Source organism: Paenibacillus sp. SC116, assembly GCF_024733555.1.
In the GTDB taxonomy this organism is placed as follows: domain Bacteria; phylum Bacillota; class Bacilli; order Paenibacillales; family Paenibacillaceae; genus Paenibacillus_B.
In genome coordinates this window covers 1,246,275-1,272,424 of the sequence record NZ_JANIOF010000001.1, presented here as the reverse complement: position 1 = coordinate 1,272,424, position 26,150 = coordinate 1,246,275, and the positions used below count along the sequence as shown (strand labels likewise).

Here is a 26,150-nt window from a genome sequence, read left to right as displayed (position 1 = left end):
ATCTTTTATAATTGAATATGTATAAATATGCGTCTATTCAGACCGATAAACATCGGGGGATGGGCGTTTTTATTTTGTTAAATACCGAATGAAGTAATTAATTAACGAGTTAATGTTCGGTTTTTTCCAAAATAAAAACCTACAGGAAATATCCTATAGGTTCTCTATTAACTCACTCCAAACAGGGGATACAGCAGCGGCTAACCTACCTTGTTCATGTTTAAAAATACTTCCTGGGACAAATGCAGTTGCGACAACTATCATACCTTTTGACGCTATTAGATCGCTGTAAAATTCCCTATCTTTTTCACGATCGAAGTATAGGTACCAACTTCCCTTGCCGTCTAGTTGTTCCACATCAACACAGTAGAATTTATCTTCGAATTGTGTAAAACCATACCCGTAATAATCGCACAGCTTGGCCCTACCACCAATTACAAAATCCCTATCTAACATGCTTCCCAAATCGTATTGGACGTCTCCCGCCCTCAAGTTGACTCCGTGCTTCTCTTGGTAATTTATAATCACAGTGTCCATTTTTTCTACGGGAGAATCTTGTACTTCCTTTTCATTACACCCTACAAGTAGAATAATAGTAAGAAATAAAAATACTCCAAAATTAAACTTTTTCATAAGGGTATCTCCTTTTAAAAATGCATAATAGAAGCCCGCAGGTGTTTCCAACGGGCACTTACTGCTGTCTTTTACTTCTCGACAGTTACTTGGTCTAGTTTCTCAACCATATCGCGGGAAACTCTCCAACTTCGATCACTTGCGCTATTAGTTGAATGCACTACTTCGCGAATAACATCTACGATAACAATTGCGGTGGCCATCATTGCCGCAATAAACCCAGCGATGATCCAACCGACGCCCCTAATACCTATGATTATGTAATTGTATGCGTCTCCTCCAACAATGTGCCCAAACTTACTTCCACGATCATACAGCTTTTCTGCGTCATAGTCCCCGTAAACATACATTGTTATGAAACCGAAAATGACCATTCCTACTGATAAAAGGTATAGAAAAATTGCAGACTTCTTCATTTCTTCATCGACCCCTAATTCTAAATTTTAAGTTACAAATTGTGGCAGTAAAAATAGTATATCAGACTTCTCGTATGTAGGCATGTCTTAAGATAAATTTTACTTTTTTATTTTTGGTAAATGCCCAACTGACTAATGTCGTGCGAATAGTAAAGTAAGCGGCTCGAAAGTTTTTTCGCAATCGGTGTCCCAATTTACCGATTAATTGTGCATACGTAAGTAAGGAGGCGATAACTCATCGATAAGCTCGTCAGCATCGAATCGCAAACGGAATACTCCGTCACATCTGGCGTCACCGAAACGCGAATCTTCGTTAAGATGTACGTTGACGCCGCGAAAGCCGGACTCATCGCGGATATGGGAGCGCAGAACTGGACGACGCTTTGCGTAATCGCTTCGTTTATGAATGAGCGAGGGGAGTGTTACCCAACGCAAGAGCAGATCGCACAATTTCTCGGAGTCAACCGACAGACCGCGAATAAGTACGTTCGGAGCCTTTCGGATTACCGATGGCAGGGCCATCCTGTCATACGGACGATTCGAAAACGCGATGAACATAACGGACGATGGGAAAGTACTAGATACACGGTACTGCCTATTAGTCAACTCGCAATTTTTGATGCAGTACCCCAACCTTTAAAGGAGGAGTGATTCCGTGATAACGATTGAATTACCTAAAATGGATTTTGACATCCAGGTGGAGGGTGAGAGTGCGCCTTCAGGAAATGATAAAGCAATCTATGATCGGTTGTATAAAATGATGGCCGCAGTCATCCCTTGGAAGAGAGGTGGCGTTTACTTTCTTTGTACAGAAGAAGGTCCCGTCTATATCGGACGTTCAATTAATATGAATCAAAGGATTTCAACGCACCTCTCAGGTAACGAGGCATCGACGAGTAGTCATTCTGGAAAAATTAATCGAGTTTACGGTTTCTTTGAGAACAACATCGGTAACCAAGAGATTTACGAAAGTTACGCCATTCAACTTCATCAACCTAAACTGAACAAAGCAAAAACGCAAAGAATTAGAGGTAATTATAAAAAAGCACAGTATCTCCATGTACAAGTACGCGTACATGGTAATCACCGACTTGGTAATCATGGCACTAACTAGAACCAGTCTTTAACTATAGCCATTTAAGAACTAGATAAAACATTACGCATCGGAATAGAAGACCGCTATTCCTCGCGGCTGATTAGTTACAAAGACAAATATTTCATCTAAATTCTTCGCGAAGGTGTAGGTATGTAATATCTATTATTCGCGAGTAATAAGTACCGAGTGTTCGGAAGAACACGAAGGTTGAGGACGATAGTCCGATAGTCTTTCCAACGTAAGAAAACGCAAGTATCGTCACCTACGTTCATTTACGCTATCTATCACGCAGAATCACCGTCATATTAGCCGTCCATCATCGCGGCAATATAATCCGTCCACTTAACGATGAAACACGCTAATTTACCGTAAATCTTACGTTAAAATCACGAGGAGGAATCGCAATGCCCACGAAACCAACGTTAACACACGAACAGTCTGCTGCTTTAACGCAAGCGATTGAATGCCACGGTAAGGAACGTACGTTAAGCCTTCACAGTTGGGGTTGTGACGAATGGGGTAATGAGTTCGCTCCGCTAAACTCCATCGACGTCTTAACGATGGCCGCCGCACTCACTAACGGATGGGACGTCGAGAAGTCTCCCGTTGATATTCTTCGCGAAACTTATACGTTCCGTCGAGTACATGACCTCGGTGTATATAACAGCGGATGGCGTGCGGGAGTTAGCGAAACACTCGCAGCAACCGGACAGATTATTGAAGGCATCAACGACTGATTCTCGCTTAATCTCACCGCGGAATTAGCTCGTTTCATCCCGAGTTGGACTATTTAGTCCTACGAAGATGAAGACGCCTAATTCACCGTCAAAATTACGTAAAGGAGCAATGCCGAATGTCTAACGATAAGCAAACGAAATTAAACGTATCATTAACGCAAGACTACCGATTGACCTCCGATGGCTCCCAATTCATCCTTCAGGAGCGGAGAACGGTCGATCCGACGAAATCACCGAATTGGACGAAGCTTGCCGCAAATGGAGCCGATCCATCTATTCGCGAAGAGTGGCGCGATATCGGATTCTACGGATTCACGGCGAAGGGGCTTAGCGCTGCGGTGGTCAACGTAACCATGCGAATAGCAGCGCAGTCGGACGCGGAGGATTTACGGGAATTTATCGACGTTATCAATCGGACGTCCAAAACGATTACCGACGGAGTGGAATCGCAAATCCACCGTCCAGATTCGGTAAAACCGCAGTCGATTGCACAAACGAAGGAGGAATCGGAATGAAGGTCGCGATAAACAGATGTTACGGCGGATTTAGTCCGTCAGATGCGTTGTTTAAGCTTCTTATTTCGAAAGGGTGGACGCTAACAACGTACGACGAAGACGGCTATTGCGAAGACCCTAATGCAAGTATCGTAGATAGCGGTGACTGTTCGTACGGTTTCTCGCGATACTCATTCGTTGGCGATAGGGAGGCTATTAAATTACGAACTCATCCCGACATAATCGAAGCGATCGAAATACTCGGTGAGGCGGCAAGCGGAAGGTGCGGAAACCTACAGATTTTCGAAGTACCAGACGGCGTCGATATCGAAATTAAGGATTATGATGGATTCGAACACATTGCGGAGGTGCATCGAACATGGGGATGAATCGCGATAAAACTACGACGAAGGAGGGAACGTTTTGATGGAGGATTATCGCGGCTATCTCGTAAAGGTAATCGGTAGGAAATCGTTTCGTTGCATCGGGCAGGATTTCTACTCCGGAGTATTGTATCTGAAACTGCCAGACAAATTGGCGCATTTGGATTGCGGAAAATGTACGGAGCCGACTTTCCAAGTCGAGGCGCGGCTTTGCGAACGCATAGAAAAAGATGACGAAGCATCAACCGTACTCGAAACGGTACTTGCATACGAAGGGGAGGAATCCGAATGAATCGCAAACAAATCATCGAAAAGTGGGACGGAATGTCTCCGCGTGAACGTGACGCATGGGTAGCGGAAGTAGTTTTTGAGCAACGTGTCGATAACGGCGTCGGTTGCCCATTTGCGGAAAGTTTTCCAGGTGATCATTTTTTCGTCATTAGCGGCGGCGATGTCCGCAAATTGCCAAACTACACAACGGACATTTCCGCAGCGTGGAAGGTGTTTGAGTGTCATCCATATGTAGAAGCCGCGCGTATTCCTGGAACGGTTACCACATACGGAGTGCGTATAAACAATAGTAATGACGGGACGGTGCTTGCAATGACACAAAAACCAACGTTCCCAGAGGCGATATGTCTCGCAGCTCTCATCGCGAAATTACCAGATTCTACGAAATAGCAAGCATTAATGAGCTTTCAAGAGTTCACTACGTTTGGTTAGCTGGGAATTCATCTAACGGTTTTAGTTAACTGTAATGAACGATAATAAACGTAGTTATACACAGATGCGTTATATTTCGAAATTTTCCCAGTAAATTCATATGATCCGGATTTTAAAATAGCCGAATTCGACGTTCGTCAACCGAAGCTATCAATCCTATAATCAAAACGAATAGAGGAAACGTATGAACGGGCAACTCCAAACAGTCAACGACATAATCGAGTATTACGGAAAGCAATTCGAAAATAACGAGGAGGAATCCGTATGAACAAGCCGACAATTCCGAATGAGGTCGCGGACGCTATCGAACTACTAAAGGACCCGAAGATTTTCCGACCGCCGTACACAAACGGGGAGATAGTCGAAAAAGTTCTATCGAATAACGAACATTCTGCGATTATAGCAATACGTACAATCACGTTCGATACGCTGATTGCCGCGTTAGTCAACGGATATGAACGAGAACTGACGTATGAGCGACGGAAGGGAAGGATTCGTGAAGAATACGAAAGTAACGCGTTTAATACTGGAGGTTCGCCTACTGATATGCTAGACAGAATTTACGCGAAAGGAATCCGTTTCACACTCGACACACTCGGAATCCAAATCGAAGGGGTGAACGCGTAGTAACTGCCGCCAAATGTGACGAAAGTTAGAACGTTAGGAAATTATTTTCGCACATAAACGCCAGTTAACTAAGTTAACCAGTAAACTCCGCACCACAACGCGAAAAAAGTTAACCGATAAAATTGACGAAAATGGAGGCGAGGAAATACGATGAGCACGACGACGGAAAAGAAACGTGACCTACACGCTGACCTTGCGATATGTGACGCGGCGACTTCTGGTCCTTGGAATATCGCAGATACAACGGATGGATTTTACGTATTGGATGCGGACGACTATGTTCTCGCGGCAACGTTAGAACACGCGGTCGATGCGACGTTCATCGTCGAAGCCCGACAAGGCTGGCCGGAAGCAATTCGGAGGGCAATCGTTGCAGAGGCGGAGGTTGAACGACTCCAATGCGAATTAACGATGGCGCTTGATGGTCCCGTATGTAACGATTGTCAAAACGGTGAGGTTCCGCCGTTTAACGAATTTGGCGAAGGCGACGATTGTCCGAAATGCTGCGGAAAAGGATTTGTCTCGCATGAAAGAGCTGCGGAGTTAATTGCGGAGCAATGCGAGGAAATTGAAATACTACACGAAGCGCTAACGGAAATTATCGAAGTAAGTAAGGCGGACGGAATTGCGTATGAACTCGATCAATGCTACGTTATTGCGAGAGGGGCGCTGTCTGTAGGAGGTGATTCCCGCAAATAAAGCGATTGATTTAACTGGAAAAGTCTTTGGGAGATGGACAATTTTAAGCAGAGCAACTAACAGCAACGGCAGGCTAAAGTGGGTCTGTAGGTGTGAATGTGGAAATATAAAAGCAGTTCGGGGAGATACATTAAGAAGTGGTGCATCAAACTCTTGTGGGTGTCTACGAGACGAGTTGTTAATTAAACACGGTATGTATGGTACTCGCTTCTACGAAATCTGGGCAGGTGTTTTAAAAAGATGTAGGAATGAAAACTGCTTCCATTACGGTAACTATGGAGGGCGTGGGATTAGTGTAAGTGAACGATGGGAAACGTTTCAATATTTCAAGGATGATATGTATGAGTCGTACGAAAAACACGTAGCAATTCACGGAGAGTCAAGGACCACGATTGATAGAATTGACAACAGTGCCGGGTATTATCTTTCGAATTGCAGGTGGGCAACCCCAACTGTACAAGCTAATAATCGGAGGAAAAGGAGGAGCATCACGAATGTCTCGAATAAAAATAACAGCCGAACAACGAAAAGATTGGCGCAATCTGCCGTATGACCAATGGAATGTGCTAACGGTGCAAGCGTACTTCGCGGACATGAATCGCGAATTATTCGGAATCGAATCATATCTTCCGATGAGGAATTACGGATTTGAACAAGGCGTAATCAAACGTGCGCTATCCGAACACGGTGCGGAATTACTCAAGCGTGCGTTCGACGATTGCTTTCGCGAATATAGGCCGACGAGGGAATACCCGTTGTTGACCGCTGGATTCGTGATTAGCTACCGGATTAATACGATTATTCCGCGATTAAAAGCGGAGATTAAGCGCGATGAGCAGACGAAGGACATTACGGTGGACTTTGCGGAGTTGGCGAAGTTGTTGTAACGGGAGAGGTGATTGACATAGAAAGTCCGACTCGAAAAGGTGCATGGGCAGAAAAGTTGGTTGAACAACGATTAATTAAGGCGGGAGTAAATCCGTTTATACCGTCAATTGAGAATGGAATAATCGATTTAATAGCGGAATACGAAGGTAGGTTATACAAGATACAAGTCAAAGGATCTCATTCCGTAAATGGGAGTCTTCCCGTAGAAACAAGAAGACCTAGCGCAAAGAATAGAAAGTACACAAACAATGATTATGACATCCTAGCTGCGGTCGATTTGGATACAGAAGAAGTTGCATTTGTATCTAATAAGGATGTGGGAGTCAGGCAAACCACTCTCTATAAAATAGATAAACCTAGCTCGCAAGGAAAGCCCCGTAATTACAAATACATTATGTTTTACGAACACACCGACTTTTGCGAGGTAGTTACGCGGGGATCAATGCGATGTGCATAGTTCCGAATAGGCAACGGAATTACCTCGAACAAATCAACTGCCTCGTTCGCGGCAACGGACGGGGCGGAAAACGGGAGGCTCGTAATGACCTTACTCGAAGCAATTAACGCAGCGGCAAACGGAAGCACAATCGTATCCCGCGTCGGTGAACGATATACTCCGTCCATACTCGCGCCAATCTGGATTAGCAACGGATGCGCTGCGTACTCATCTGCTGACATCACGAAAGAAGAACGGGAAGGAGCGTGGGAGATTGCGACAGTCAATAACGCAAGCTGAACGGGATTATTGCGCGGAGAAAATCGCAGAGTATTTCGCAATTGTCACTTCGAAATGGGTACTGTGTGAAATGAGCGACGATCAATACGATAAAATTCAGCGCACGATTGACGAATGGGAAGCGCAGCTCGAATCGTACGAAGTTAGCGAAGAGGTTCGCGATAGAGACGAGGTGGATCGCCATAAGTAACGCATCAAACTGTATATTATCGCGCGTATGTAAACTCGCGGATACCGAACAATGTACGCGACTGTGCGGCAGTTTTATCGCAATGCATGGATACTCAGGCGATGGTGGGCGCGTAGGCGCAGCGAACATTCCGAGTGAGTACCGCAGCATTACATTAGCAACCTCGCCAGCACGCGAAGAGCAAGCCGGAGCATATCGATTATTAGAAGATACGTATGTTTCGACGTTCTCGCGCCAATTCGATCCGAAAGCTGAACGCATAAAGTCGATGTATCTATACTCGTTATCTCCTGGAACGGGGAAGACAGCGACGGCTATCGCGCTGTTACACGAGTGGATTATCGTTCATTACGTAGGTTCCGTCCAACGCGGACAGCGACCGTTAGAACGTCCCGGCTACTTTTTCGATGTTAACGAATGGCAAGAGTTGTACAACGAGTTCAACCGTCCGAAAATACCGGATGATGTCGCGGAGCCAGCATCACGCGAATACTATCGACGTATGAAACTCGCGAAGACGACGCCATTTGTCGTTATGGATGACATCGGCGTACGTGACTGTAAAGACGGATTCCGCGGCGATTTACATTCGATTATTAACTATCGCGATGCTAACGGACTATTATCGATTTACACTTCGAACGTAACTATCGAAGAATTGCGAACGACTTACGATTCGCGATTGATGGACCGCGTCCGTAATAAGACGATGACGATACCGTTTGGCGGCGAGAGTAAACGCGGGCTAGGATGAATTGAAATAGTTAGAAATCGGTAGAAAATCGAAGAATGAGAGAGATATCAAGTTAAGGAACTGAAAACGGGCGGTTGTAAAAAGCGAAAAAATCCTACTTTTAAGCGAAATAAGTGTACTTTATGTGAAATAAACTACACAAAATGTTGAAGTTTCTGCACAACGTTTATTTTTATGAAAATAATTCATTTTCAAGTTTTCAAGTTTGCTGAATTTTTAAGCTGAGCGCATACTTTTAATTACAACACGCACTTAATGTTTCAGTGGAAAATCAACATATAGTAGATGTATCACTTTTTACTCAACACTTTTTGTCTATATATTGAGTTTTTGTATTGACCTCAAATATCTTGTGGTGATACTGTTAAACGCAGAGGAGGAAAACAGTGGCAAACTACGGAGAGCAGTTCCTATCGCGAATAATCGACGACAACGACGTCCAGGCGTTCATCCGATTTAACATTGTGGATTCCGATTTCCCAACGCAGGTAGAACGTAAAGCATCACGATTTATCCGCGCATATGCTGAGCAAAATAGCGGACAAGCCCCGTCATATGCGACGTTCGTTGCGGAGAATCCGGAGATTGTGTACATTCCGGATGTGACGGATTCGTTCGAGTATATGACGAAGAACATCAAGTCGATGTCAGCGAAGGTACAGGCGAAAACATACATCGAAGAGAATTACGCAAAAATTTTCGAAGGAAATGACGGAATTACCGCGGTCGAAACGTTGAAGAAACATCTGGAAGGTATTATAATGAGAACTAGTGTTCGTGATGTGGTGGGAACGGACATAAAAAAGGACGCCGAAGCATTCCTACATGAGTATCAAAAACGCAAGGACGGCGAGTCATTCCGAACGTGGTCATCGAAGTTCATATCGGTACTTCGCGCAATTGGTCCGTATGTCGGCGGGAATATGTATACGTGGTATGGGCGTTCAGGTCGCGGTAAATCTGTGTGTGTAATGGAAGATGGAGCGCTCGAACCTGCGACTCAAGGCGCGAATGTACTCGTTTGGTCGATGGAAATGCCGGAATTTCAATGGATGGCGCGTGCATACTCCTCGTTATCCGCTCGCGATAACTTAGTCCAGGCGGAGATTAACGGACAGATATTCGCGGCAGGTTTCGAAAATAAAGCGTTGCTCCTCGGTAAATTGCCGGAAGAATTCGAAGAGGGATTATATTCATTTCTAGGCAATCTCAACGACACACTCGCGGGTAACATATATCTCCGTGCGGTCGATCACGAAGATTTCACCGATCGTTCGTTGAGAGCGCTGGAAGCGGATATTATCGCGACTAAAGCGGACGTTGTCGTTATAGACCCGTTCTACTATCTCGACTACGAAAAGAATACGTCGAAGACTACGGGCGGAGATGCCGCAGCTACTTCGATGAAACTCCGTCGACTCGCGGGTAAATACGGCGTGGTGATGCACGTTATTACACAAGCCGACGAGGTTAAAGATGATCGCGATGATGAGGGTAAACGTGAATTAACGCCGCCAAAACGCGCTGAAATAATGAAGACGAAGCAGGTGCTTCAGGATGCTGCGGTTGTTCTCGGAGTCGACTCGTTAAGTGACGAAGGTCGCGGAATCATTTCGCTAGGCAAGGGGCGCGATGGCGGCGAAGATACCGAAGTGGAAATCGTGTACTTACCGAATTACGGGATTGTGCGAGAGGCTGAGAGCGATCAAGAAGCACAGTTTAATGTTTGTTTTTGATGTATAATAATAATGACTCAAAAATTGTATTTACAATGATTACATTTTGTTGTATTATAACCGTGAACCGAAGTACGTAATATTTGGAGGACACGAAATGTATAGCGAATTAGGTATGCTAATTAGGAAACACAGGAATAACTTTAAACTCTCATTGCGCAGTTTTGCTGCGATCACTGGACTCAGTCATTCTTATCTAAGTAAGATTGAAAGGGGCGAAACCCTTCCACCTAAAGATACCTTGGATAAAATTATAAGATCGTTTCATCTTTCAAAAGAGGAAACTTCCGAGGTTCTTAGCACGTTTTTTGATTTGCTGATAGATGATCTAGACCTCGTACCCCCTAATTCTCATGTAAAAGAGAAGCATGTGACATATGAGATACCGAGGTTAGGGAATGTGGCACTAAAGGAAGGTATTTTCGGACTTATCTTAAATGGAAAAGATAAACTGTCGTACAGTCAAGCGAAACTCCTGGCGGAAGAACTAAATGATTTCTACGAAGTAAGGCTTCGATCAATTAGAGGTGAAGAAGATGATTCAAACTGATTCTATTTTATTGGAGCTCTCACGATATCACTGGATCAAGCCTAACTGGTCCGCGGACAAGCTCACATCAAGCTCACCCATGCGTTCCGGCGACTCTAGCGCAAGCTTTTACGTATGGCTCGAAGATAATCCGCGATTCAACGCAAGAGCTGGCGATTGGGGCGATAGTGGAGCGGTAGACGACGAATGGCGTCGCGGAAGCTTTACGAAGCTACTTGCATTCCTCCGAAACGAAACGGAAGAGGAAACGCGCGAGTATCTACGTTATACCTACGCGACCGAATGGTCCAGCGAAGAGGAACTAACGTTTAATCCACCGAAGCTGACGATCGAATCCGTACTTAAGCCGTTGGACAAGCGTATACTCGAAGAGTTTGCGTATCGCCATCCGTATTTAGAACGACGTGGGATTTCCGATGTTGTTCAACGTTACTACCAGGTCGGATTCGATCGCGTGAGACAGGCGGTTGCTATTCCGTGGTTCGACGCGAACGGACGTTTATGCAACGTATTGTACCGTTCCGTCAATTCGAAGGTCTTCTGGTATCATGACGGAGGCTGGCCGATACGATCGATGTTATTCGGAATCGACGTCATTTATAAACGGAAGGTTAAACGTGCAGCACTCGTTGAGGCTCCTATCGATGCGTTATATCTGGCAACTTGCGGGATACCTACGGCGGCTGTCGGCGGGGCGATATTCAATACGGAGAAGCGCGATTTGATAATACGGAGTGGGATCGAAGAGTTGACGATATTTCACGATAATGACGGTGGGGCAGGCGTTGAGCTTCGCGATAAAGTTACCGCGGAATTGACTGCGTACGTTGACGTGCGACACGTGGAGTATCCGGAAGGACGGAAAGATCCGAGCGATGTCGGATGTAAACTTACAATTAATGAAATGTATGGCAACAGGAAACAGGTGAGGGAATCTTTTCGGGTAGCTATGAAATAATTTACATGGTAATGTCTGTGTATACAAAAGTTTAGAGAAGACCGAACTATAAGACAGATGAGGACGGCAATCCTCACCCGTCAACTCTACGAGTCAGTGATAACGCGGTACGTGTAAAAGTCGTTTACGCTACATTTCAACACGTGTGAATACATAAGAGCATTTTTCATCCCGAGTTTAACGTTTCCACTGTTGTACTCGCTTAATTGCGACTTACTCGTTCCGACTTTCTCTGCAAACTGCTGCGGAGTAAGCCCGCGCGAATAGATGATATCGTAGAGGTGACATCGCTCAATTACGATGTCCATAGTTCTAACCTCCAACCTATATAACATACCAGAAATGGAGGGCGAAAAAAAGAATTAAATTAATTTATGAACAAATGCCCAATCATTGAAATTCATACGAATAACATTATGTAGGGATTAATCATCACAGTATGAATAGGAGAGGTTTTATGACAAAAGAAGAGTTGGACAACTTAGTGGTCAACTATCAAGAAGTAAATCAACAATCTGTATTTGAAATTATTTATGAATACGTAAGTGTTCGCTGGAGAAAATCAATCGAGTATGATGTTAGGTTTACTTCTACAAACCACCATGATGTACAAGCTATGTATGAAGATAAAATGCTAAAGCTACTAAGTACGTATAAAAAAGAGATTGGCCACTTTGAGAATTTACTATTTAGCTCAATTACCAAAGGGAAGTATGATTTACTGAGAAAACGATCTAGACGAAGGAAGTTAGAGTATTACTCAAAAACGGAAGAGGAAGCGGCAACTTTCTTGGAAGTAGTGGATGAGAATACTACAACGGGGTTCATTTTGTCAGAAAAGACAAAAGAGCAGCGCGAACTGCTCTCCCATCTAGTCGCCGATGTCGACGACTTAACTTGTGAAATTGTAAAGCTCTATCTTGTCAACGATTCTTATCTAGCGGTCGGCAAACTGCTAGGAATCGAACACAAGCGCGTTAAGCGGAAAATTGAGTCACTAGCTCGCCGATTCGACGGCAATCGTTTCGGAGACTATCGCGACTACCTCTACGCTTAACATATAGGAACGGGAGAGGCGCCTAGGCACCGAGTCTCTTCCGTATCCTAAAACGTTATGATAACAAACTACGCACGGTATTTCAATATAGATAGCACTCGAAAATTTGCGAAAAACGCACATTGCGAAGGCTTATTTAAATGCGCTTAAATTTCGTAATCATTTCGATTACTTCTATAAAATAACATACGATGATAACCGTTGTCAACGAAAGTACGGAGTTTTATACGTTAAAATACGGAAATTCACGAAAAATTACGGAGGTCGAACGATATGCCACGTGTAAATAAGCGAAAGTCAAACGTAAACTCAACGAAAATTAACGATAAACTCGCGAAAAAGTATCGCACATTCTACGAATACCACGGCGGCTACCTCGCATACGAAGATCCTGCCGACATGATCGTCCGCAAGCCAATCGGCTGCGTGCGGTTAGGTTGACGGAGGTGGATGCGATATGAATACGACATTTAGCGGAAAAATTACCGTAAGCCATCACGCTTGCGACGAAGCAGTCAAGGACTTTCGCGTCAATCGGAAACTGGCTGACGAATGGATTCGGAGTAACTTACGTAAGGCGAAATTCATCGCGAATATCGTATCAGACGAGCTGAAGCCGCGAAGATTGTTCGGATTCCAACGAATTGCGTTTATTCTCGAACCGGACAATGATCACGTAATTACGGTACATCCGCGGAACCACTCCGTGAATGATTTGAAGCGAAAGATCGAGACGATAGCCTTTCGTGAACTACGCAAAGCTGAACGTTTAGAATCCGTTACTGAACGGAAACATCGCCTGGCAAAAGCGGAATTAAACGTTGAAATCGCGCAGCTCCATTTAAAGATGGAGCGCGCACGGAAGGAAAGTACGAAGCTTGCGTGCCTCGCGAGGATTAACGCTATCAACGAGTACTTCGCGCAATTGGACACGGAGTTTACGCGAATCATTAAAGATAAAGCGGCGCTTGCGAAAAGTATCGTTGCTTACGTATAAGGCGGCTAACGCGGACTTATGTCTGCGTCGTCTATACGGTATTAGATCGCTCGGTGACAATCGAGTATAAGCAACTAGTACCGTATAGCGGACGCGGGAATCCCGAGTTCGAATAAACTTTCGGAGGTATGTGGATGAGTATTCGCGATCAACTGAAACAACGTGAGGAACGTCGTGACCAAGCGGCAAATGGCGGAAGTAACGGGAATTTACCGGAAGGCGTTACGCGATATGTCCGACTCGGCCAAGAGCTGAAGGACGGGAAGACGTTCGTTTTACTCGCAAATCCGGACAACTGGTACTTCTACTTTACGCATGAGGATTCGAAGTACGCCAACGGTCGAACGATGACATTCCTGCGAAAACACACGTGCTTGAATTCACCGCGCGAAGTAGGCGCAGACTTCGGGAAATACGAAAAGCCGAATAAATCCACATGTCTATCGTGCGCGGCGAGTGCTAAACGAAAGCTTTACTTCATGGTTCCGGTGTTCGATCCGGAATACAACGAATGGCGCGTACTTGATCTCAAAGAGTTCCACGCGAGTAACTTAATCGACGATTACGACAAACTCGAAAAGGCTGCGCAAAAGTTCCAGAAAGGATATACGTTAGCAGGCGATGCAGTATCAGTCGGAAAAACGTCTGACGGCAAGTCTTACTCGATGTCATCCGGTGAGCTGGACGAAGCAATTATTGCAGCCGCGAAAGCTTTCGACGTATCAACGATTAATTACGCTGAACTCGCGTTCTTCCGCGAAGTGGACGATATCGCGAAGATTCTCGCAGAAGCTACGGACGAGGCGAAGTTGGACAAATCCGTACTCGGTGCGAACGTGAGCGCATCGATTCCGAAAGACGCCGTAACGCCTGTCGACAGCGGACTCGAAATCGATCCCGACTCGTTACCGTTTTAACGGGAAGGGAGCTACGTAAATGTATCGTTTACTCGAAACAGCGTCAATCCTTGCGGTTGCAGCGGCCGGCGGATTCTTAATCGCACAAGGTCACGTAATCACCGCAACAATCGCATTCGGGGCGGCAGTCGTCATCGCCGTTCCGAAAATGGACGCGAAGGAGGTATCGGATGGCTAATGAGTCGACAAATATTGGGACTCATTCGGAGCTGCGAGTTGCCTTGGCTTTACTCGCGAATGGGTACGAAGTGTCAAAGCCGATCGCATCGGAAGTGTACGACTTATCGGTACGTGATCCACGAAACGGTGAATACTTTACTGTACAAGTAAAGACGGCGCGTGTGCGAGAAGACCGCGACGGGGCAATCGTAGTAAGCGCTCGTAAGAATAACGGACAAATTTACTCGCGGACAGATTGCGATTTCCTGGCGGGTGTGACGGAAGATGGCGTCTATTTGATACCCAACGCGGAACAGACCGAGTATTGGGCGATGCCCGACTTGATCGACGCGAAATGGACGCGATTAGATGCGAAGTATCAACGCAACACCAACTAATAACCAATTAAAATCCGAAAAGATACAGGAGGAATTTATTAATGGCGAAATTAAACGGTGTAGTTTTGACGAGCGAAGCAATCGAGTATAACGGTGCGAAATACGAGCGCTATACGGGCACTCCGCATGTTGACGATATTGTTCGGGTAGATGACTTGGAAGGGACCTCCGAAGATTACGCAACAGAAGGCGCATATTATAGCGTCGTTCGCGTAGATTCCTACAACGATCCGCAAATTACCGATAATGAAGGCGATGAGCTTAACGTTGATGCGGTCGACGGCGACGGTAGTGGTGACGTAAGAGTAAGACTTGACGGTGGTCTAAAGTTAATCTACCTTCGCGAATACGTCGTACTCGAACCAATTGCGGACCGGTCCGAAGAAATCATCGAACAGGATGGCGTGAAGTACCGTAAAGTCGACCGCAAACCGCAAGTCGGAGATTTCGTTTACGCGACAGAATCGATTAACAACATGACGAGAGGTAAGTTGTACGAAATTCATCACATTGATCTCGCTGGGGATGGCGCATTCAAGAGTGACGTCAATGGAACGAATTATTATCCGACGATTAAAGAAGGACGTATTCTCGTCGAACGCATCCCGAATGCAACCGCTGACCTCGAACGTGAGGTATCCGAATTGCAAACGAAACTTGCGGAGACTCAGGCGCAATTGGTTATAGCGCAAGATCCACGTAGCGCTTTCGGGAAAGGCGATAAGGTGCGATTGATTAGTGGGGGTGGAATCCGTCCATTACAAGGGTATTGCGATAGCGAAATTTATGAAGTAAATAATCCGTACACCATGGGATGGAGCAATAAACGAGTCGAAATTATAGGTGGTACGTTACCTAACGGTTATGCACTACCTACGCAAATCGTAAAGCTGACGGCGGAGGAAGTCGCAAGAGTCGAAGAAGCTGCGAAATGGACGGCGATCGGGCGTGAGGTTGGAGAGTGGAAAGAGGGAGACATCGTTAAAACGTTAAAGGCGGTTGGCGGGCATCCGGTCGGTACTATTGGCAAATTGGTCTACGATACTGATTACCGTAAATTACGCGTTGAGTCAAAAGGAAGGGTTTTCTCACACGATTTGCGTGAACTAATCGCACCAGTCGAATCCGTCGTCAATCTAACGGTAGGAGGCGTAAACTAATGGAGAAATTCGCAAATAGATTCATTCCGTTCGCATCGGGATGGTGCGGTGCTTCGGCGTTCTATTTCTTCTTAAATGGCGAAGTATTATGGGGGCTTTTGATGGCGGTTCTCACAATTACCAACGGAATTTTTACGGCATTAATAGTAGATTAATCGGAGGGGACTCGATGGAGGTAAAACTTACGTTAAATCTCCGTACGCCAACCGAGGATAAATCGCGTGAAGCCGTGAGACAGGCGGTGGAAAAGCGAAGTAAGGCGAAGGAGACGATAGAGGAAGCGTTCGACCGCGTTGGAGCTATGAAGCTCGGCGATAAGGAACGCGAGTTATTTAAGATTGCGAAGGCGGCGTATTTTACCGGAACTATAGGCAGGTTATCGGGCGGTACGTTAACAAAAGGCGAGGTATTATCGATGGGCACGAAAGTCCAACGTGAATCCGAGAGTGCGGCGCGGCAACGTCGCATCTCGGAAACCTTGCGAAATAAGCCGAGCAATTTTCACATCGTTACAGATGACGGAAAACTTCCGCAGATGATCGCTCGTTTGCGGGAGGAAGTACGTTTGCAACAATCGGACGTATGGTTCCGTAAGGTATTCGGACTTTTCGACAATACGTTGATCAGGCGCAAATTATCGGAAAGAGGAATCGAAATCCCAGCAGTAATGTCACTAACGGTATGGGATACGGAAACCTCCGGACTTGATAAAATGCTTGATTTAAGCGGAGGATATTCGTTCTGGCTTCCATTATTAAACGAAGGATACTACGTTGCATATGGGCACTTAACGGGCGAAAAACAATGTACGCGTTCGAAAGCGTTAGGCGCAATTGAACGGTTCATGAAGTTACCCTCGCACATTAAATCGTTTCATAACGCTGAGTACGATTTATCGATCTTGATTAATGACGGATTAAAGTCGCAAGGCATTCGCTACGATTCGGTAGCAGCGCAGCGGATACTCAATGATAACGAAGAAACATACTCACTCAAACCGCTGATTACGAAATACAAATCGGTCATAGGTGTAGATTGTCCTGATACTACTTTTGAGGATTTATTCGCGAATGAGAGTCCTATGGTGCATTCAATTGAAGTCGTCGGAATTTATGCGATATGGGACGTACTTAAGGGATGGTGGCTGACACGCTGGCAAATTGACCATCTCGTTAAGACTGACCAACTTGCGACCACCTTTTTCGAGATATCGCAGTATCTAACGGAAGTTAACGTTAATATCGAACGGACAGGTTTCGTAATCGATATCGACGGTCTACGTATACTCGGTGATGAGTTACGGCCGCGCCTCGCACAAGCTCAAATTGACGTTACGGAAGCATATAACGTTAATGACCTTGAGTTTATTCGCAAAATGGATCGTACTATCAATGCGAAGAAGGTGCTGGACTGGTGCGAATCTCAACGTAAAAAGATTGAGCGAAATAATGAAGCGCAACAGAAACAACGGGGCGTTATCGCAGAATGCGAATTATCCGGCAAGACGACGCTAAAGAAATATACAAATGCTGTCGCAAGACTCGCGGAACTATGCGCGGAGAAACTATCGCCGGCAATCGAGGAGTACGCTCCACTATCTGTAACCGAGTTTTCGTTTACGAACGATAATCATCTGCGATATCTCATCTACGACCATCTCGGAATTGAAGACCGTACGAAACAAATTGTAAAGGATAAATCGAGGGAACGCGCAGTATCTAAAGACGTATTAGATCGCTATTTTACCGAGGAAGAGGCGTTAAAACCGCTCGCAAATGTGTCGATGTTTGAAAAACTACTCGGAACATATATCGAAAAGATTCCGAATGCTCTAGATGTTGATGGACGGCTTCATACGCAGCTCGACACTGTTTCGACTGGGCGATACTCTTCGAAAGGTTATACGGGTAAGCCGAATGATTTGCGTTCAGGTGACGTAAATGACGTAAATTATCTAGATATCATGCGCAGACTGGTAGATTGTCCGGAAAAGTCAGTCGCAAAGGGTACGAATGTTCAGAATATACCGTCTCGTACTAAAGAGGGCGAACGTGTACGTAATATGTTCATACCTCCGCCGGATCACTTGTTCGTAGGTAGCGACTTAAGCTCTATTGAGCCACGTATCCAGGCGCATAAAATGGCGACCGAACATGGTGACGAAACATTCGCGGAGATGTACCGAAAGGGGCTCGATCCATACGTAGAATTTGCCGCAATCATGTTCGAAGTTAATCGCGAATTATGCTTTGAAAAAGCGTATAAGGACGGACTGACCACGATTGCATATCGAAAGTTGACGAAAGATATGTTCCTTGCGAAAGGGTACGGACAAGCAGAAGATCAGTTCGTGAAGACTGCGATTAAGCGCGGCATAACGGAAGTGTCCGCTAAGAGAGCGTACGCCAAATTTGACGAGATACTTCCCGGGTTCAGTACGATGGTAAACGCCTCGTTCGAACATTTACGTAAACATGGGTGGACGGCGACGTTATGGGGCCAGAAGCGTAGATTTCCTGAATATCGGCGGAATTGGCAGCGCCTATGCGTTCTAATGAAGCGCGCAGGAATCCGAGATAAGAACGATTCCGATCTCGGAAAGAAGTCGCGCAAGCTACCGCAAGAGTTACGTACAGAGTTCTGGCAACTCATTCGCTTAACTGGACGTGACGAGAGGGCGGCGTTTAACCACGAGATTCAAGGAACAGGAGCGAATGTTCTTAAACTGTGCATGATCCGCAGTTACTATGAGCTAACTTTGGCTCGCGGATGGGAATTTACCCTCACGCTACATGACGAACAAAAACACGCGGCTCCGATAGACCAAGTTACGGAAGAAACCATAACGCTGTACACCGATATTATGACGAATACAGCTACGTTCGTCTGTCCGTTAGAGTGCGACACAGTAATCGAACCTCGTTGGATGCAGGAGGTAAGACCCGACGAATGGTTCGCGAATAGGGAGGTCGTATAGGTTGACGATGCAAATCGAAATGATTCTCGACGAATCGCGCAACGAACTTTACGTACCGGATCGCCTCACCGAAGATATCCGTAAGTACGTCGTTCGCTGCGTTGAATGTAACCAAACGCCAGATACGTTCTCGTTTGCGTTGATGCATGCGGATATTCACGGTGATGTTGCCGGAAAGGTAATTAACGAAATCATTGCGAAGGAGTTGGCGGAATATGAGCGGAAATAACGTGATCGAAAAGCTGCGAGAGTTGGAAGCGAAGGTTGACGCAAAAGCTTGGCCGAAAGTTGGCGACGATAATTGGAAAACAATCGATGAAATCATTGACGCCTATCAGCCGGAAGGTTACGAAGTCGAGGATGTGCACGAAGAACACGGTGCAGGCACTCGATGGACTACGACAAAGATGGTCGTAACTAAAGTAACGCAAGCTGACGGAAAAGTCGCTTACTTCCGTGTTTGGAACGAAAAACCTGCGACGGAAATGCAAGAAGGCGGAGACTTTTCGTATTCCTTTGCGGAAGTTGTACCAAAAGAAGTAGTCGCGATTATATACGTCTTAGGGAGGTCTGCGTAAATATGACCGAAATCTTCACGGTAATTGATATCGAAACGACCGGACTCGACCACGAAAACGACTATATCACTGAAATCGCCGCAATCAGAACGGATGGGATTCGCGAATACGGACGGTTTCACACTTTCGTTAGACTGCCGGAGGGAGCCGAGATTCCAACGGAGATTACGGAACTCACCGGAATCAAGTCGGAAGACTTAACGGGAGCGCCGAGAGAGTGGGATGCGTTAGCATCGTTGGAAGCATTCGCGTGGGATACGACATTAGTTGCGCACAACGCACCGTTTGACCTTTCGTTTATCTCGCGAGTATTCGAGCCGGAACAATTCGTCTGTACTCGCGCATTATCTCGGTTAGTTGAGCCGAATGAGTCCGCGAAGCTGGTCGACGTATGCACTCGTCACGGCATCGAATTGTACGGACATCATCGCGCGATGAATGACGTGGGGGCAACGGTTAAGGTATTCGTTAAGCTGCGTGAGATGGCGGAGGTTAATGGGACATCGTATCGAAACGTCGTGATCGATTCGGAGGAACGTCGTGATCGATTCGGAGGAACGTCCGTTAAAGTTTACGCCGCATAATGCGATTGTGAAGACGATTACGAAGGAGGCGGTCGTATCACGTTAACCACACGAACAGGCGCGCAAATGCTACGAGATAAAACGCAAGAAACGCAATCAGCCGAATTAGGCGAGCGTATCATATCCGATTTTCTCGCGATGCTAGACGATTGGCACGCGTCATCCGAAGTATACGATGACGCGCTAGATGCACAGATTCACCGCTGGTACGCAGATATCCAATCGGATCGTAACCGAAAGGTGTGGCCGCCGCGTAACATGCCGTACTTCTCACCGTCGTCTGCGGGAAGTTGTAAACGCGAGTTATACGAAAAGGTACGAAAGTCAACGAAAGATAAACGCGTACAACCTCCGCACCAAGGACGATGGACCCGTTTCGGAACGGCTATCGGTGACTCTATTCAGCGCGATTTACTGTTTATCGAAAAGCATATCGCCAGTAAGACGCAAGGTACGGAGCCAATTTTCCGATTCGAACGGAACGAACTCGGCGAACCGATGCTTGAGGACTTCGCGAAGAGATCGCACATCATCGAGCATAACGGTAAGCAATTCGCGCTATATGGCACGTGTGACGGAATCATGCTTTACCGATCGGAAGACGGCGAAATCCTCCGCGTCGGACTCGAAGTGAAAAGTAAACAAACTACCGCAGCGCAGACGTCATCGTACTCGATGAAAGGTCCGAAGGATGACCACGTTAAACAATGTATCGCCTATTCGCTAATGTACAACGTCGACCATTACGTCATCCTGTACGTCAACGCGTCGAAGGTTGGATGGAATATGACTGCGGACCAGTACGCAAAGAATCCCGATATTCGCGCGTTTTATATCAACGTCACGGAGCGCGATAGGCAGGCGCTTCTGGACGGATTTGTCGACGTGATCCAATCGGTTGAGGACGGCAATCCTCCGCCAGTTGATCCGGAGAAATGGCTTTTCAACGGTTTCAAGACAGCAATCGCAAAGTCGTTAACAGAGAGTGAGATTTCTGTGATTCAAAAGAAAGTAACTCAGATTCAACGTTCAAATATACCGGAATTTAAGAAACGTGCCTATACCGAGTGCTACGACGATATCGTTCGAATTCGGGGGGAATCACTTGCGTAAAACAGTACTGGATAGATTTTGGGAAAAAGTCGACAAGAGGACAGGTTGCTGGGTTTGGACCGCATCAAAAACGGATGTGGGGTATGGGAAAATTAACATTTATGGAAAGTTCATAACTGCACACAGATTGTCTTATGAGATACATCGTGGAAAGATTCCTGACGGACTTGTTATCGACCATTTATGTAGAAATAGGGCTTGCGTTAATCCGGACCACTTAGAAGCAGTGACCCAACGAGAAAACTTGCTAAGAGCTGACACAATGCCTGCAAAGCACATTAAGAAAACACATTGCCCGCAAGGTCATGAGTACACGTCCTACAACACGGTTGTTTCTAATGGCTCAAGGCATTGCCGTGAGTGTAGGCGATTAAGGAGTGCCCGTAATTATAGGAAACGAAAAGAAATCAAGAAAGAGGCGATTTAGATGACCGACATAGAACATCCCGACATTACTCACGCAAATCTAACGGGATATCCGCGAAGACAACCGGAAGCCTATACGCACGATAACCGATGCGTAACGTGTAACACCGTAAATGGATTTATCGGATTCTTCTACCGTTTATACGACGAATACGACTTTTGTAGTCAAGCGCATCTTATCGACTGGCTCGTTAAAAATGGCGATGTCTCTTGCGTGGAGGTGGGCGGTTGACAACATACCATCTCGGATTGGATACGTCATTAACAAAGACCGGATGGGCGGTCGTGTCAGTAAGAAACGAAGTAGTAACGCTCATTGATTACGGACTAATACGAAGTAATAAAGACTTATCGGACGGTGAGCGTTTGCGTCAAATCCATGCAGGAATTACCGATGTTATCAATAAATTTCCGCAAATAGAACGTACCATTCCTCGCGAAGAAGGAATCGTCCGATACAATCTATCAACTCGTCAAATTTTCAAGGCACATGGAGTGACCGAGTTCAGCCTATCGGAGTTCAACGTTGTTGACGTAAATATTCAAACGGTGAAAGCGTGGGCGCGACGAGTGACTGGATCGCCTGGTTCGCGGAAGGATAAACCGATGATTATCGAAGCTGTTCGAAAGTATTTCGGGAATCCTGACTTGCGATTGAACCGAGAAGGGGACGAGGCGGACGCAATCGCGGTAACTATCGTCCATCTTATTCGCGAAGGGTTGATAGCCGCATGAGATTCGTTTATTACTCCCTTGTCGGAAACGTCCGCAGGTTTATCGCAAAGACCGGATTACCTGCGGAAATGATCGGAGATTATGACGTGGACGAGCCGTTCGTTCTCGTAACCAATACGATTGGATTCGGAGAGGTTCCCGAACCTGTTACGAGATTTCTCGAACGAAACGGACGGCATCTCGTCGGAGTCGCGTCGTCAGGCAATAGAAACTGGGCGAATAACTACGCCAAAGCTGCGGATTTAATCAGCGAAAAATACGGCGTTCCCGTTCTGCTCAAGTTCGAGCTATCGGGAACCGCCGATGATATACGAATATTCACGGAGAGGATGCGAGAAATTGGCGAATAAAACGAAACATATCGAATTGAACAACGAGGTTAAACAACGTGGAGCTGACGGATTCTATCAACTCGAAAAGGATCGCGAAGCAACGAAAGTATTTATGCGCGAGGTTATCGGGAAGACGATTGAATTCGAGAATGCGCTCGCACGACTCCGGTTCTTGGTCGACGAGACTTACTATTACGATGTGTTCGCGGAATACACGGACGAGCAACTAACGCAGCTCCACGAGATATGCGATTCGTACAATTTCCGATTCCAGTCGTATATGGCCGCGAGTAAGTTTTATAAAGATTACGCGCTGCAAACGAACGATAAACGGAAGTATCTCGAAAACTATGCGCAGCATGTCGCAATCGCTGCATTAAATATCGGAGGAGGCGACTATGAATTTGCGGAAGAACTCGCACGCGCCATGATGGAGCAACGTTACCAACCGGCAACGCCGACGTTTATGAACGCAGGTCGTGCGAGACGCGGCGAAATGGTATCGTGCTTCCTACTCGAAACGGATGATTCGTTAAACTCGATTAACTATATCGACAGTACCGCGAAACAACTTTCGAAGATTGGTGGAGGCGTTGCGATTAACCTTTCGAAAATACGTGCGAGGGGTGAGGCGATTAAAGGCGTGGAAGGTTGCGCAAAGGGCGTATTCCCTGTCGCGAAAGCACTCGAAAATGGTTTCGCATACTGCGACCAACTCGGCGCGCGACCTGGCGCAGGGGCCGTATATCTCAACATATTCCACTGGGATGTTCTCGAATTTCTCGATAGTAAAAAGATTAATGCTGACGAGGTTGCACGACTACAAACGATATCTACCGGATTAATCGTCCCGTCGAAGTTTTTTGAACTAGCCGAAGCAGGCGAAGACTTCTATATGTTCGCGCCCCACACGGTTCATCGTGAATATGGAACGCACCTTGACGATATGGATATTAGCGAAATGTATTACGAATTAGTCGCGAATCCTAACGTAAAGAAACGTAAGATGAACGCGCGCTCCATGTTGACGCTAATTGCACAGACGCAGCTTCAATCGGGATATCCGTATTTATTCTTTAAAGATAACGCGAATGACGCACATCCGTTGAAAGCGTTAGGTGACGTTAAGATGTCGAACCTATGTACGGAAATCATGCAGCTGCAAGAAACGTCAGTTATCCGCGATTACGGCGTTGGCGACGAAATTAACCGTGACATTTCGTGTAATCTTGGCTCGCTTAACATCGTCAACGTTATGGAATCCGGTAAGCTACGCGAATCGATACACACCGGCATTGAGGCGTTGACGATTGTCAGCGATGTCACACGAATAGCTAATGCTCCAGGCATACGGAAAGCAAACGAGGAGTTACATTCCATCGGACTCGGTGCGATGAATCTTCACGGGTACCTCGCGAAGAATGGTATCGCGTATGAGTTGGAAGAAGCGCGAGATTTCGTACGAACATTCTTCGCCGCGATGAACTATTACTCGCTTGAAAAGTCGATGCTCATCGCGAAAGAGCGTGGAGAAACGTTCAAAGGGTTTGAACAATCCGAATACGCGAACGGAAACTATTTCGCGCAATACAAAACGGAAGACTTCTCTCCACGAACGGATAAAGTTCGTAAGTTGTTTGAAGAGTCTGGTATCGCCCTACCGAGTCAAGCTGATTGGTCGGAGCTATCCGCAATGGTTGCGAAATTTGGAATCTACCATGCGTACCGACTCGCGATAGCACCAACGCAGTCCATCTCGTATATTCAAAACTCGACGGCAAGTGTAATGCCGATCGTTGATATTATCGAACATCGCTCGTATGACAAGCTCGATACTTACTACCCAATGCCGTTCCTGTCGCCGCAGACGCAATGGTTTTATAAATCCGCATTCTCGATCAATCAATATCGACTAATCGATTTGGTTGCGGAAGCTCAACGACACATTGACCAAGGAATATCAACGATACTGTTCGTGAATAGCGATGTAAGCACGCGTGAGCTTTCAAGACTCTACACGTACGCGCGTAAAAAGGGACTTAAATCGTTGTATTACACGCGTACAAATCTGATTAAGCCGGAGGAGTGTACTTCATGCGCGATATAAATTTCCAATGTGTGAACTGGAACCAATCGGAAGATTACGTTAACCACTTTTGGCGTCAGAATGTCGCGCAGATGTGGACGGAGACGGAATTCCCCGTATCAAAAGATATCGCGTCATGGAACGAAATGACGCCCGATGAGCAGACGACATTTAAACGTGTTCTTGCCGGATTGACAGGCTTGGATACGCATCAAGCTAACGATGGAATGCCGGTAATCCTAGTGCATACGGACGATACGCGCAAAAAAGCGGTACTTGGTTTCATGGCGATGATGGAACAGATTCACGCGAAGTCATATTCGCATATATTTACGACGCTTCTTCCGTCAGATGAGACGCGATATCTACTCGAAGAGTGGGCGCCAAACAATCAATTCCTTCGCGTAAAAGGCGATATCATCGTCAGTCGCTATCGTAAGTTGTTAACCGAGAATCCATCGAAATACGACGTATACATGGCGCAAGTCATGTCGGTGTTTCTCGAAAGTTTCCTGTTTTACTCCGGATTCTACTATCCGCTATATCTCGCAGGTCAAGGTCGCATGACAACGAGTGGCGAGATCATCCGTAAGATCTTACTCGACGAATCGATTCACGGAGTATATGTCGGATATCTCGCGCAGGAGCTTCGTGAAGAATTATCGATAATCGAGCAGGCGCAAGCCGATGCGGAAATGTTCGTATTGCTCGAACAACTCTACGCGAACGAAACGGAGTATACGCAGGAGTTGTACGGAGCACTTGGACTAGCGGAAGACGTCGACAATTACGTGCGATACAACGCGAATAAGGCGTTGATGACGTTAGGATTCGAGCCGTATTTCGAACATCGACCGTTTAATCCAATCGTATTGAATGCGTTGGATACGACAACGAAAACACACGATTTCTTCAGTCAGAAGGGCGACGGATACGTGCTTGCGTTAAACGTCGAGGACATGCGCGACGAGGATTTCGATTTTAGCGGAGTTTAATCGAAAAGGAGAGTGT

Annotated in this window: 38 protein-coding genes; 34 read left to right on the top strand and 4 right to left on the bottom strand. The window is 46.1% G+C overall.

What is annotated here, in order from left to right:
• Window positions 1-153 precede the first annotated feature (153 nt).
• The 3 genes from NQ117_RS05530 to NQ117_RS05520 form a co-directional block, all read right to left on the bottom strand.
• Window positions 154-633, bottom strand: a complete 480-nt coding sequence (locus NQ117_RS05530) for a hypothetical protein (RefSeq protein WP_258276981.1) — start codon at window positions 631-633, stop codon at window positions 154-156.
• Between the two features lie 71 nt (window positions 634-704).
• Window positions 705-1,049, bottom strand: coding sequence for a hypothetical protein (locus NQ117_RS05525; protein ID WP_258276980.1), 345 nt, complete (start codon window positions 1,047-1,049; stop codon window positions 705-707).
• Between the two features lie 201 nt (window positions 1,050-1,250).
• Window positions 1,251-1,571 carry a hypothetical protein gene (locus NQ117_RS05520; protein WP_258278240.1) on the bottom strand — a complete coding sequence of 107 codons (321 nt, stop codon included), beginning with the start codon at window positions 1,569-1,571 and terminating at the stop codon, window positions 1,251-1,253.
• Between NQ117_RS05520 and NQ117_RS05515 the strand changes: the two genes are divergently transcribed.
• The 17 genes from NQ117_RS05515 (at window position 1,452) to NQ117_RS05440 (ending at window position 11,620) form a co-directional block, all read left to right on the top strand.
• Entirely contained in the window at window positions 1,452-1,700 is a 249-nt protein-coding gene (locus tag NQ117_RS05515) for a helix-turn-helix domain-containing protein (protein ID WP_258278178.1), read from the top strand. The two genes, NQ117_RS05520 and NQ117_RS05515, sit on opposite strands and share 120 nt — an antisense overlap.
• Window positions 1,701-1,704: 4 nt before the next feature.
• Window positions 1,705-2,163: a GIY-YIG nuclease family protein gene (locus tag NQ117_RS05510; protein ID WP_258276979.1), complete on the top strand. Its 459-nt coding sequence runs from the start codon at window positions 1,705-1,707 to the stop codon at window positions 2,161-2,163.
• Window positions 2,164-2,549: 386 nt separating this feature from the next.
• Window positions 2,550-2,882: a hypothetical protein gene (locus NQ117_RS05505; RefSeq protein WP_258276978.1), complete on the top strand. Its 333-nt coding sequence runs from the start codon at window positions 2,550-2,552 to the stop codon at window positions 2,880-2,882.
• A gap of 116 nt (window positions 2,883-2,998) precedes the next feature.
• Window positions 2,999-3,397, top strand: a complete 399-nt coding sequence (locus tag NQ117_RS05500; RefSeq protein WP_258276977.1) for a hypothetical protein — start codon at window positions 2,999-3,001, stop codon at window positions 3,395-3,397.
• Entirely contained in the window at window positions 3,394-3,765 is a 372-nt protein-coding gene (locus tag NQ117_RS05495; protein ID WP_258276976.1) for a hypothetical protein, read from the top strand. Before NQ117_RS05500 ends, NQ117_RS05495 begins: the two co-directional genes overlap by 4 nt.
• Before the next feature lie 37 nt (window positions 3,766-3,802).
• On the top strand, window positions 3,803-4,051 hold the full coding sequence (locus tag NQ117_RS05490; RefSeq protein WP_258276975.1) for a hypothetical protein: 249 nt from the start codon (window positions 3,803-3,805) through the stop codon (window positions 4,049-4,051).
• The gene (locus NQ117_RS05485; protein WP_258276974.1) at window positions 4,048-4,440 is read left to right on the top strand and encodes a BC1872 family protein; all 393 of its coding nucleotides are present in this window, start codon (window positions 4,048-4,050) and stop codon (window positions 4,438-4,440) included. The genes NQ117_RS05490 and NQ117_RS05485 overlap by 4 nt, the downstream gene beginning before the upstream one ends.
• A gap of 306 nt (window positions 4,441-4,746) precedes the next feature.
• The gene (locus NQ117_RS05480; protein ID WP_258276973.1) at window positions 4,747-5,109 is read left to right on the top strand and encodes a hypothetical protein; all 363 of its coding nucleotides are present in this window, start codon (window positions 4,747-4,749) and stop codon (window positions 5,107-5,109) included.
• Window positions 5,110-5,259: 150 nt separating this feature from the next.
• Complete coding sequence (locus tag NQ117_RS05475) at window positions 5,260-5,808, top strand: hypothetical protein (RefSeq protein ID WP_258276972.1); 549 nt, start codon at window positions 5,260-5,262, stop codon at window positions 5,806-5,808.
• 494 nt (window positions 5,809-6,302) lie between these two features.
• Window positions 6,303-6,695: a hypothetical protein gene (locus tag NQ117_RS05470; RefSeq protein ID WP_258276971.1), complete on the top strand. Its 393-nt coding sequence runs from the start codon at window positions 6,303-6,305 to the stop codon at window positions 6,693-6,695.
• 8 nt (window positions 6,696-6,703) lie between these two features.
• Window positions 6,704-7,153 carry a group I intron-associated PD-(D/E)XK endonuclease gene (locus NQ117_RS24140; protein ID WP_375163023.1) on the top strand — a complete coding sequence of 150 codons (450 nt, stop codon included), beginning with the start codon at window positions 6,704-6,706 and terminating at the stop codon, window positions 7,151-7,153.
• 84 nt (window positions 7,154-7,237) lie between these two features.
• Window positions 7,238-7,432: a hypothetical protein gene (locus NQ117_RS05465; RefSeq protein ID WP_258276970.1), complete on the top strand. Its 195-nt coding sequence runs from the start codon at window positions 7,238-7,240 to the stop codon at window positions 7,430-7,432.
• The gene (locus NQ117_RS05460; protein WP_258276969.1) at window positions 7,407-7,622 is read left to right on the top strand and encodes a hypothetical protein; all 216 of its coding nucleotides are present in this window, start codon (window positions 7,407-7,409) and stop codon (window positions 7,620-7,622) included. The genes NQ117_RS05465 and NQ117_RS05460 overlap by 26 nt, the downstream gene beginning before the upstream one ends.
• Window positions 7,615-8,376, top strand: a complete 762-nt coding sequence (locus NQ117_RS05455; protein WP_258278177.1) for a P-loop NTPase family protein — start codon at window positions 7,615-7,617, stop codon at window positions 8,374-8,376. The genes NQ117_RS05460 and NQ117_RS05455 overlap by 8 nt, the downstream gene beginning before the upstream one ends.
• A 386-nt stretch (window positions 8,377-8,762) precedes the next feature.
• Window positions 8,763-10,112 (top strand): DnaB-like helicase C-terminal domain-containing protein, encoded by a 1,350-nt coding sequence (locus tag NQ117_RS05450; RefSeq protein WP_258276968.1) that lies wholly within the window; start codon window positions 8,763-8,765, stop codon window positions 10,110-10,112.
• Between the two features lie 97 nt (window positions 10,113-10,209).
• Window positions 10,210-10,662, top strand: coding sequence for a helix-turn-helix domain-containing protein (locus tag NQ117_RS05445; protein WP_258276967.1), 453 nt, complete (start codon window positions 10,210-10,212; stop codon window positions 10,660-10,662).
• Complete coding sequence (locus NQ117_RS05440) at window positions 10,649-11,620, top strand: toprim domain-containing protein (protein ID WP_258276966.1); 972 nt, start codon at window positions 10,649-10,651, stop codon at window positions 11,618-11,620. The genes NQ117_RS05445 and NQ117_RS05440 overlap by 14 nt, the downstream gene beginning before the upstream one ends.
• Before the next feature lie 86 nt (window positions 11,621-11,706).
• On the opposite strand, the gene NQ117_RS05435 is transcribed toward NQ117_RS05440, so the two are convergent.
• A complete protein-coding gene (locus tag NQ117_RS05435) occupies window positions 11,707-11,928 on the bottom strand; it encodes a helix-turn-helix domain-containing protein (RefSeq protein ID WP_258276965.1) in 222 nt (73 codons plus the stop codon).
• A gap of 149 nt (window positions 11,929-12,077) precedes the next feature.
• Here NQ117_RS05435 and NQ117_RS05430 point away from each other — a divergent pair, with 149 nt between their 5' ends.
• The 17 genes from NQ117_RS05430 (at window position 12,078) to nrdF (ending at window position 26,134) form a co-directional block, all read left to right on the top strand.
• Window positions 12,078-12,677, top strand: a complete 600-nt coding sequence (locus NQ117_RS05430) for a hypothetical protein (RefSeq protein WP_258276964.1) — start codon at window positions 12,078-12,080, stop codon at window positions 12,675-12,677.
• 273 nt (window positions 12,678-12,950) lie between these two features.
• A complete protein-coding gene (locus NQ117_RS05425; protein ID WP_258276963.1) occupies window positions 12,951-13,118 on the top strand; it encodes a hypothetical protein in 168 nt (55 codons plus the stop codon).
• Between the two features lie 16 nt (window positions 13,119-13,134).
• Window positions 13,135-13,674, top strand: coding sequence for a hypothetical protein (locus tag NQ117_RS05420; RefSeq protein WP_258276962.1), 540 nt, complete (start codon window positions 13,135-13,137; stop codon window positions 13,672-13,674).
• Between the two features lie 134 nt (window positions 13,675-13,808).
• Window positions 13,809-14,591: a single-stranded DNA-binding protein gene (locus NQ117_RS05415; protein WP_258276961.1), complete on the top strand. Its 783-nt coding sequence runs from the start codon at window positions 13,809-13,811 to the stop codon at window positions 14,589-14,591.
• A 170-nt stretch (window positions 14,592-14,761) separates the two neighbouring features.
• Window positions 14,762-15,148: a group I intron-associated PD-(D/E)XK endonuclease gene (locus NQ117_RS05410; protein WP_258276960.1), complete on the top strand. Its 387-nt coding sequence runs from the start codon at window positions 14,762-14,764 to the stop codon at window positions 15,146-15,148.
• A gap of 41 nt (window positions 15,149-15,189) precedes the next feature.
• Window positions 15,190-16,308, top strand: coding sequence for a hypothetical protein (locus NQ117_RS05405; protein ID WP_258276959.1), 1,119 nt, complete (start codon window positions 15,190-15,192; stop codon window positions 16,306-16,308).
• A complete protein-coding gene (locus NQ117_RS05400; RefSeq protein WP_258276958.1) occupies window positions 16,308-16,463 on the top strand; it encodes a hypothetical protein in 156 nt (51 codons plus the stop codon). The genes NQ117_RS05405 and NQ117_RS05400 overlap by 1 nt, the downstream gene beginning before the upstream one ends.
• Window positions 16,464-16,477: 14 nt before the next feature.
• A complete protein-coding gene (locus tag NQ117_RS05395) occupies window positions 16,478-19,285 on the top strand; it encodes a DNA polymerase (RefSeq protein WP_258276957.1) in 2,808 nt (935 codons plus the stop codon).
• A gap of 1 nt (window position 19,286) precedes the next feature.
• Window positions 19,287-19,514, top strand: coding sequence for a hypothetical protein (locus NQ117_RS05390; RefSeq protein ID WP_258276956.1), 228 nt, complete (start codon window positions 19,287-19,289; stop codon window positions 19,512-19,514).
• A complete protein-coding gene (locus NQ117_RS05385; protein WP_258276955.1) occupies window positions 19,501-19,863 on the top strand; it encodes a hypothetical protein in 363 nt (120 codons plus the stop codon). The genes NQ117_RS05390 and NQ117_RS05385 overlap by 14 nt, the downstream gene beginning before the upstream one ends.
• 2 nt (window positions 19,864-19,865) lie before the next feature.
• A complete protein-coding gene (locus NQ117_RS05380; RefSeq protein ID WP_258276954.1) occupies window positions 19,866-20,447 on the top strand; it encodes a 3'-5' exonuclease in 582 nt (193 codons plus the stop codon).
• A gap of 66 nt (window positions 20,448-20,513) precedes the next feature.
• Window positions 20,514-21,560, top strand: coding sequence for a hypothetical protein (locus tag NQ117_RS05375; RefSeq protein WP_258276953.1), 1,047 nt, complete (start codon window positions 20,514-20,516; stop codon window positions 21,558-21,560).
• A complete protein-coding gene (locus NQ117_RS24135) occupies window positions 21,502-21,987 on the top strand; it encodes an HNH endonuclease signature motif containing protein (protein ID WP_375163022.1) in 486 nt (161 codons plus the stop codon). The genes NQ117_RS05375 and NQ117_RS24135 overlap by 59 nt, the downstream gene beginning before the upstream one ends.
• A gap of 227 nt (window positions 21,988-22,214) precedes the next feature.
• Entirely contained in the window at window positions 22,215-22,721 is a 507-nt protein-coding gene (locus tag NQ117_RS05370; RefSeq protein ID WP_258276952.1) for a crossover junction endodeoxyribonuclease RuvC, read from the top strand.
• A complete protein-coding gene (gene nrdI, locus NQ117_RS05365) occupies window positions 22,718-23,071 on the top strand; it encodes a class Ib ribonucleoside-diphosphate reductase assembly flavoprotein NrdI (RefSeq protein ID WP_258276951.1) in 354 nt (117 codons plus the stop codon). The genes NQ117_RS05370 and nrdI overlap by 4 nt, the downstream gene beginning before the upstream one ends.
• Window positions 23,061-25,160 carry a class 1b ribonucleoside-diphosphate reductase subunit alpha gene (gene nrdE / locus NQ117_RS05360; protein ID WP_375163021.1) on the top strand — a complete coding sequence of 700 codons (2,100 nt, stop codon included), beginning with the start codon at window positions 23,061-23,063 and terminating at the stop codon, window positions 25,158-25,160. The genes nrdI and nrdE overlap by 11 nt, the downstream gene beginning before the upstream one ends.
• Window positions 25,148-26,134: a class 1b ribonucleoside-diphosphate reductase subunit beta gene (gene nrdF, locus NQ117_RS05355; protein ID WP_258276949.1), complete on the top strand. Its 987-nt coding sequence runs from the start codon at window positions 25,148-25,150 to the stop codon at window positions 26,132-26,134. The genes nrdE and nrdF overlap by 13 nt, the downstream gene beginning before the upstream one ends.
• Window positions 26,135-26,150: the final 16 nt, after the last annotated feature.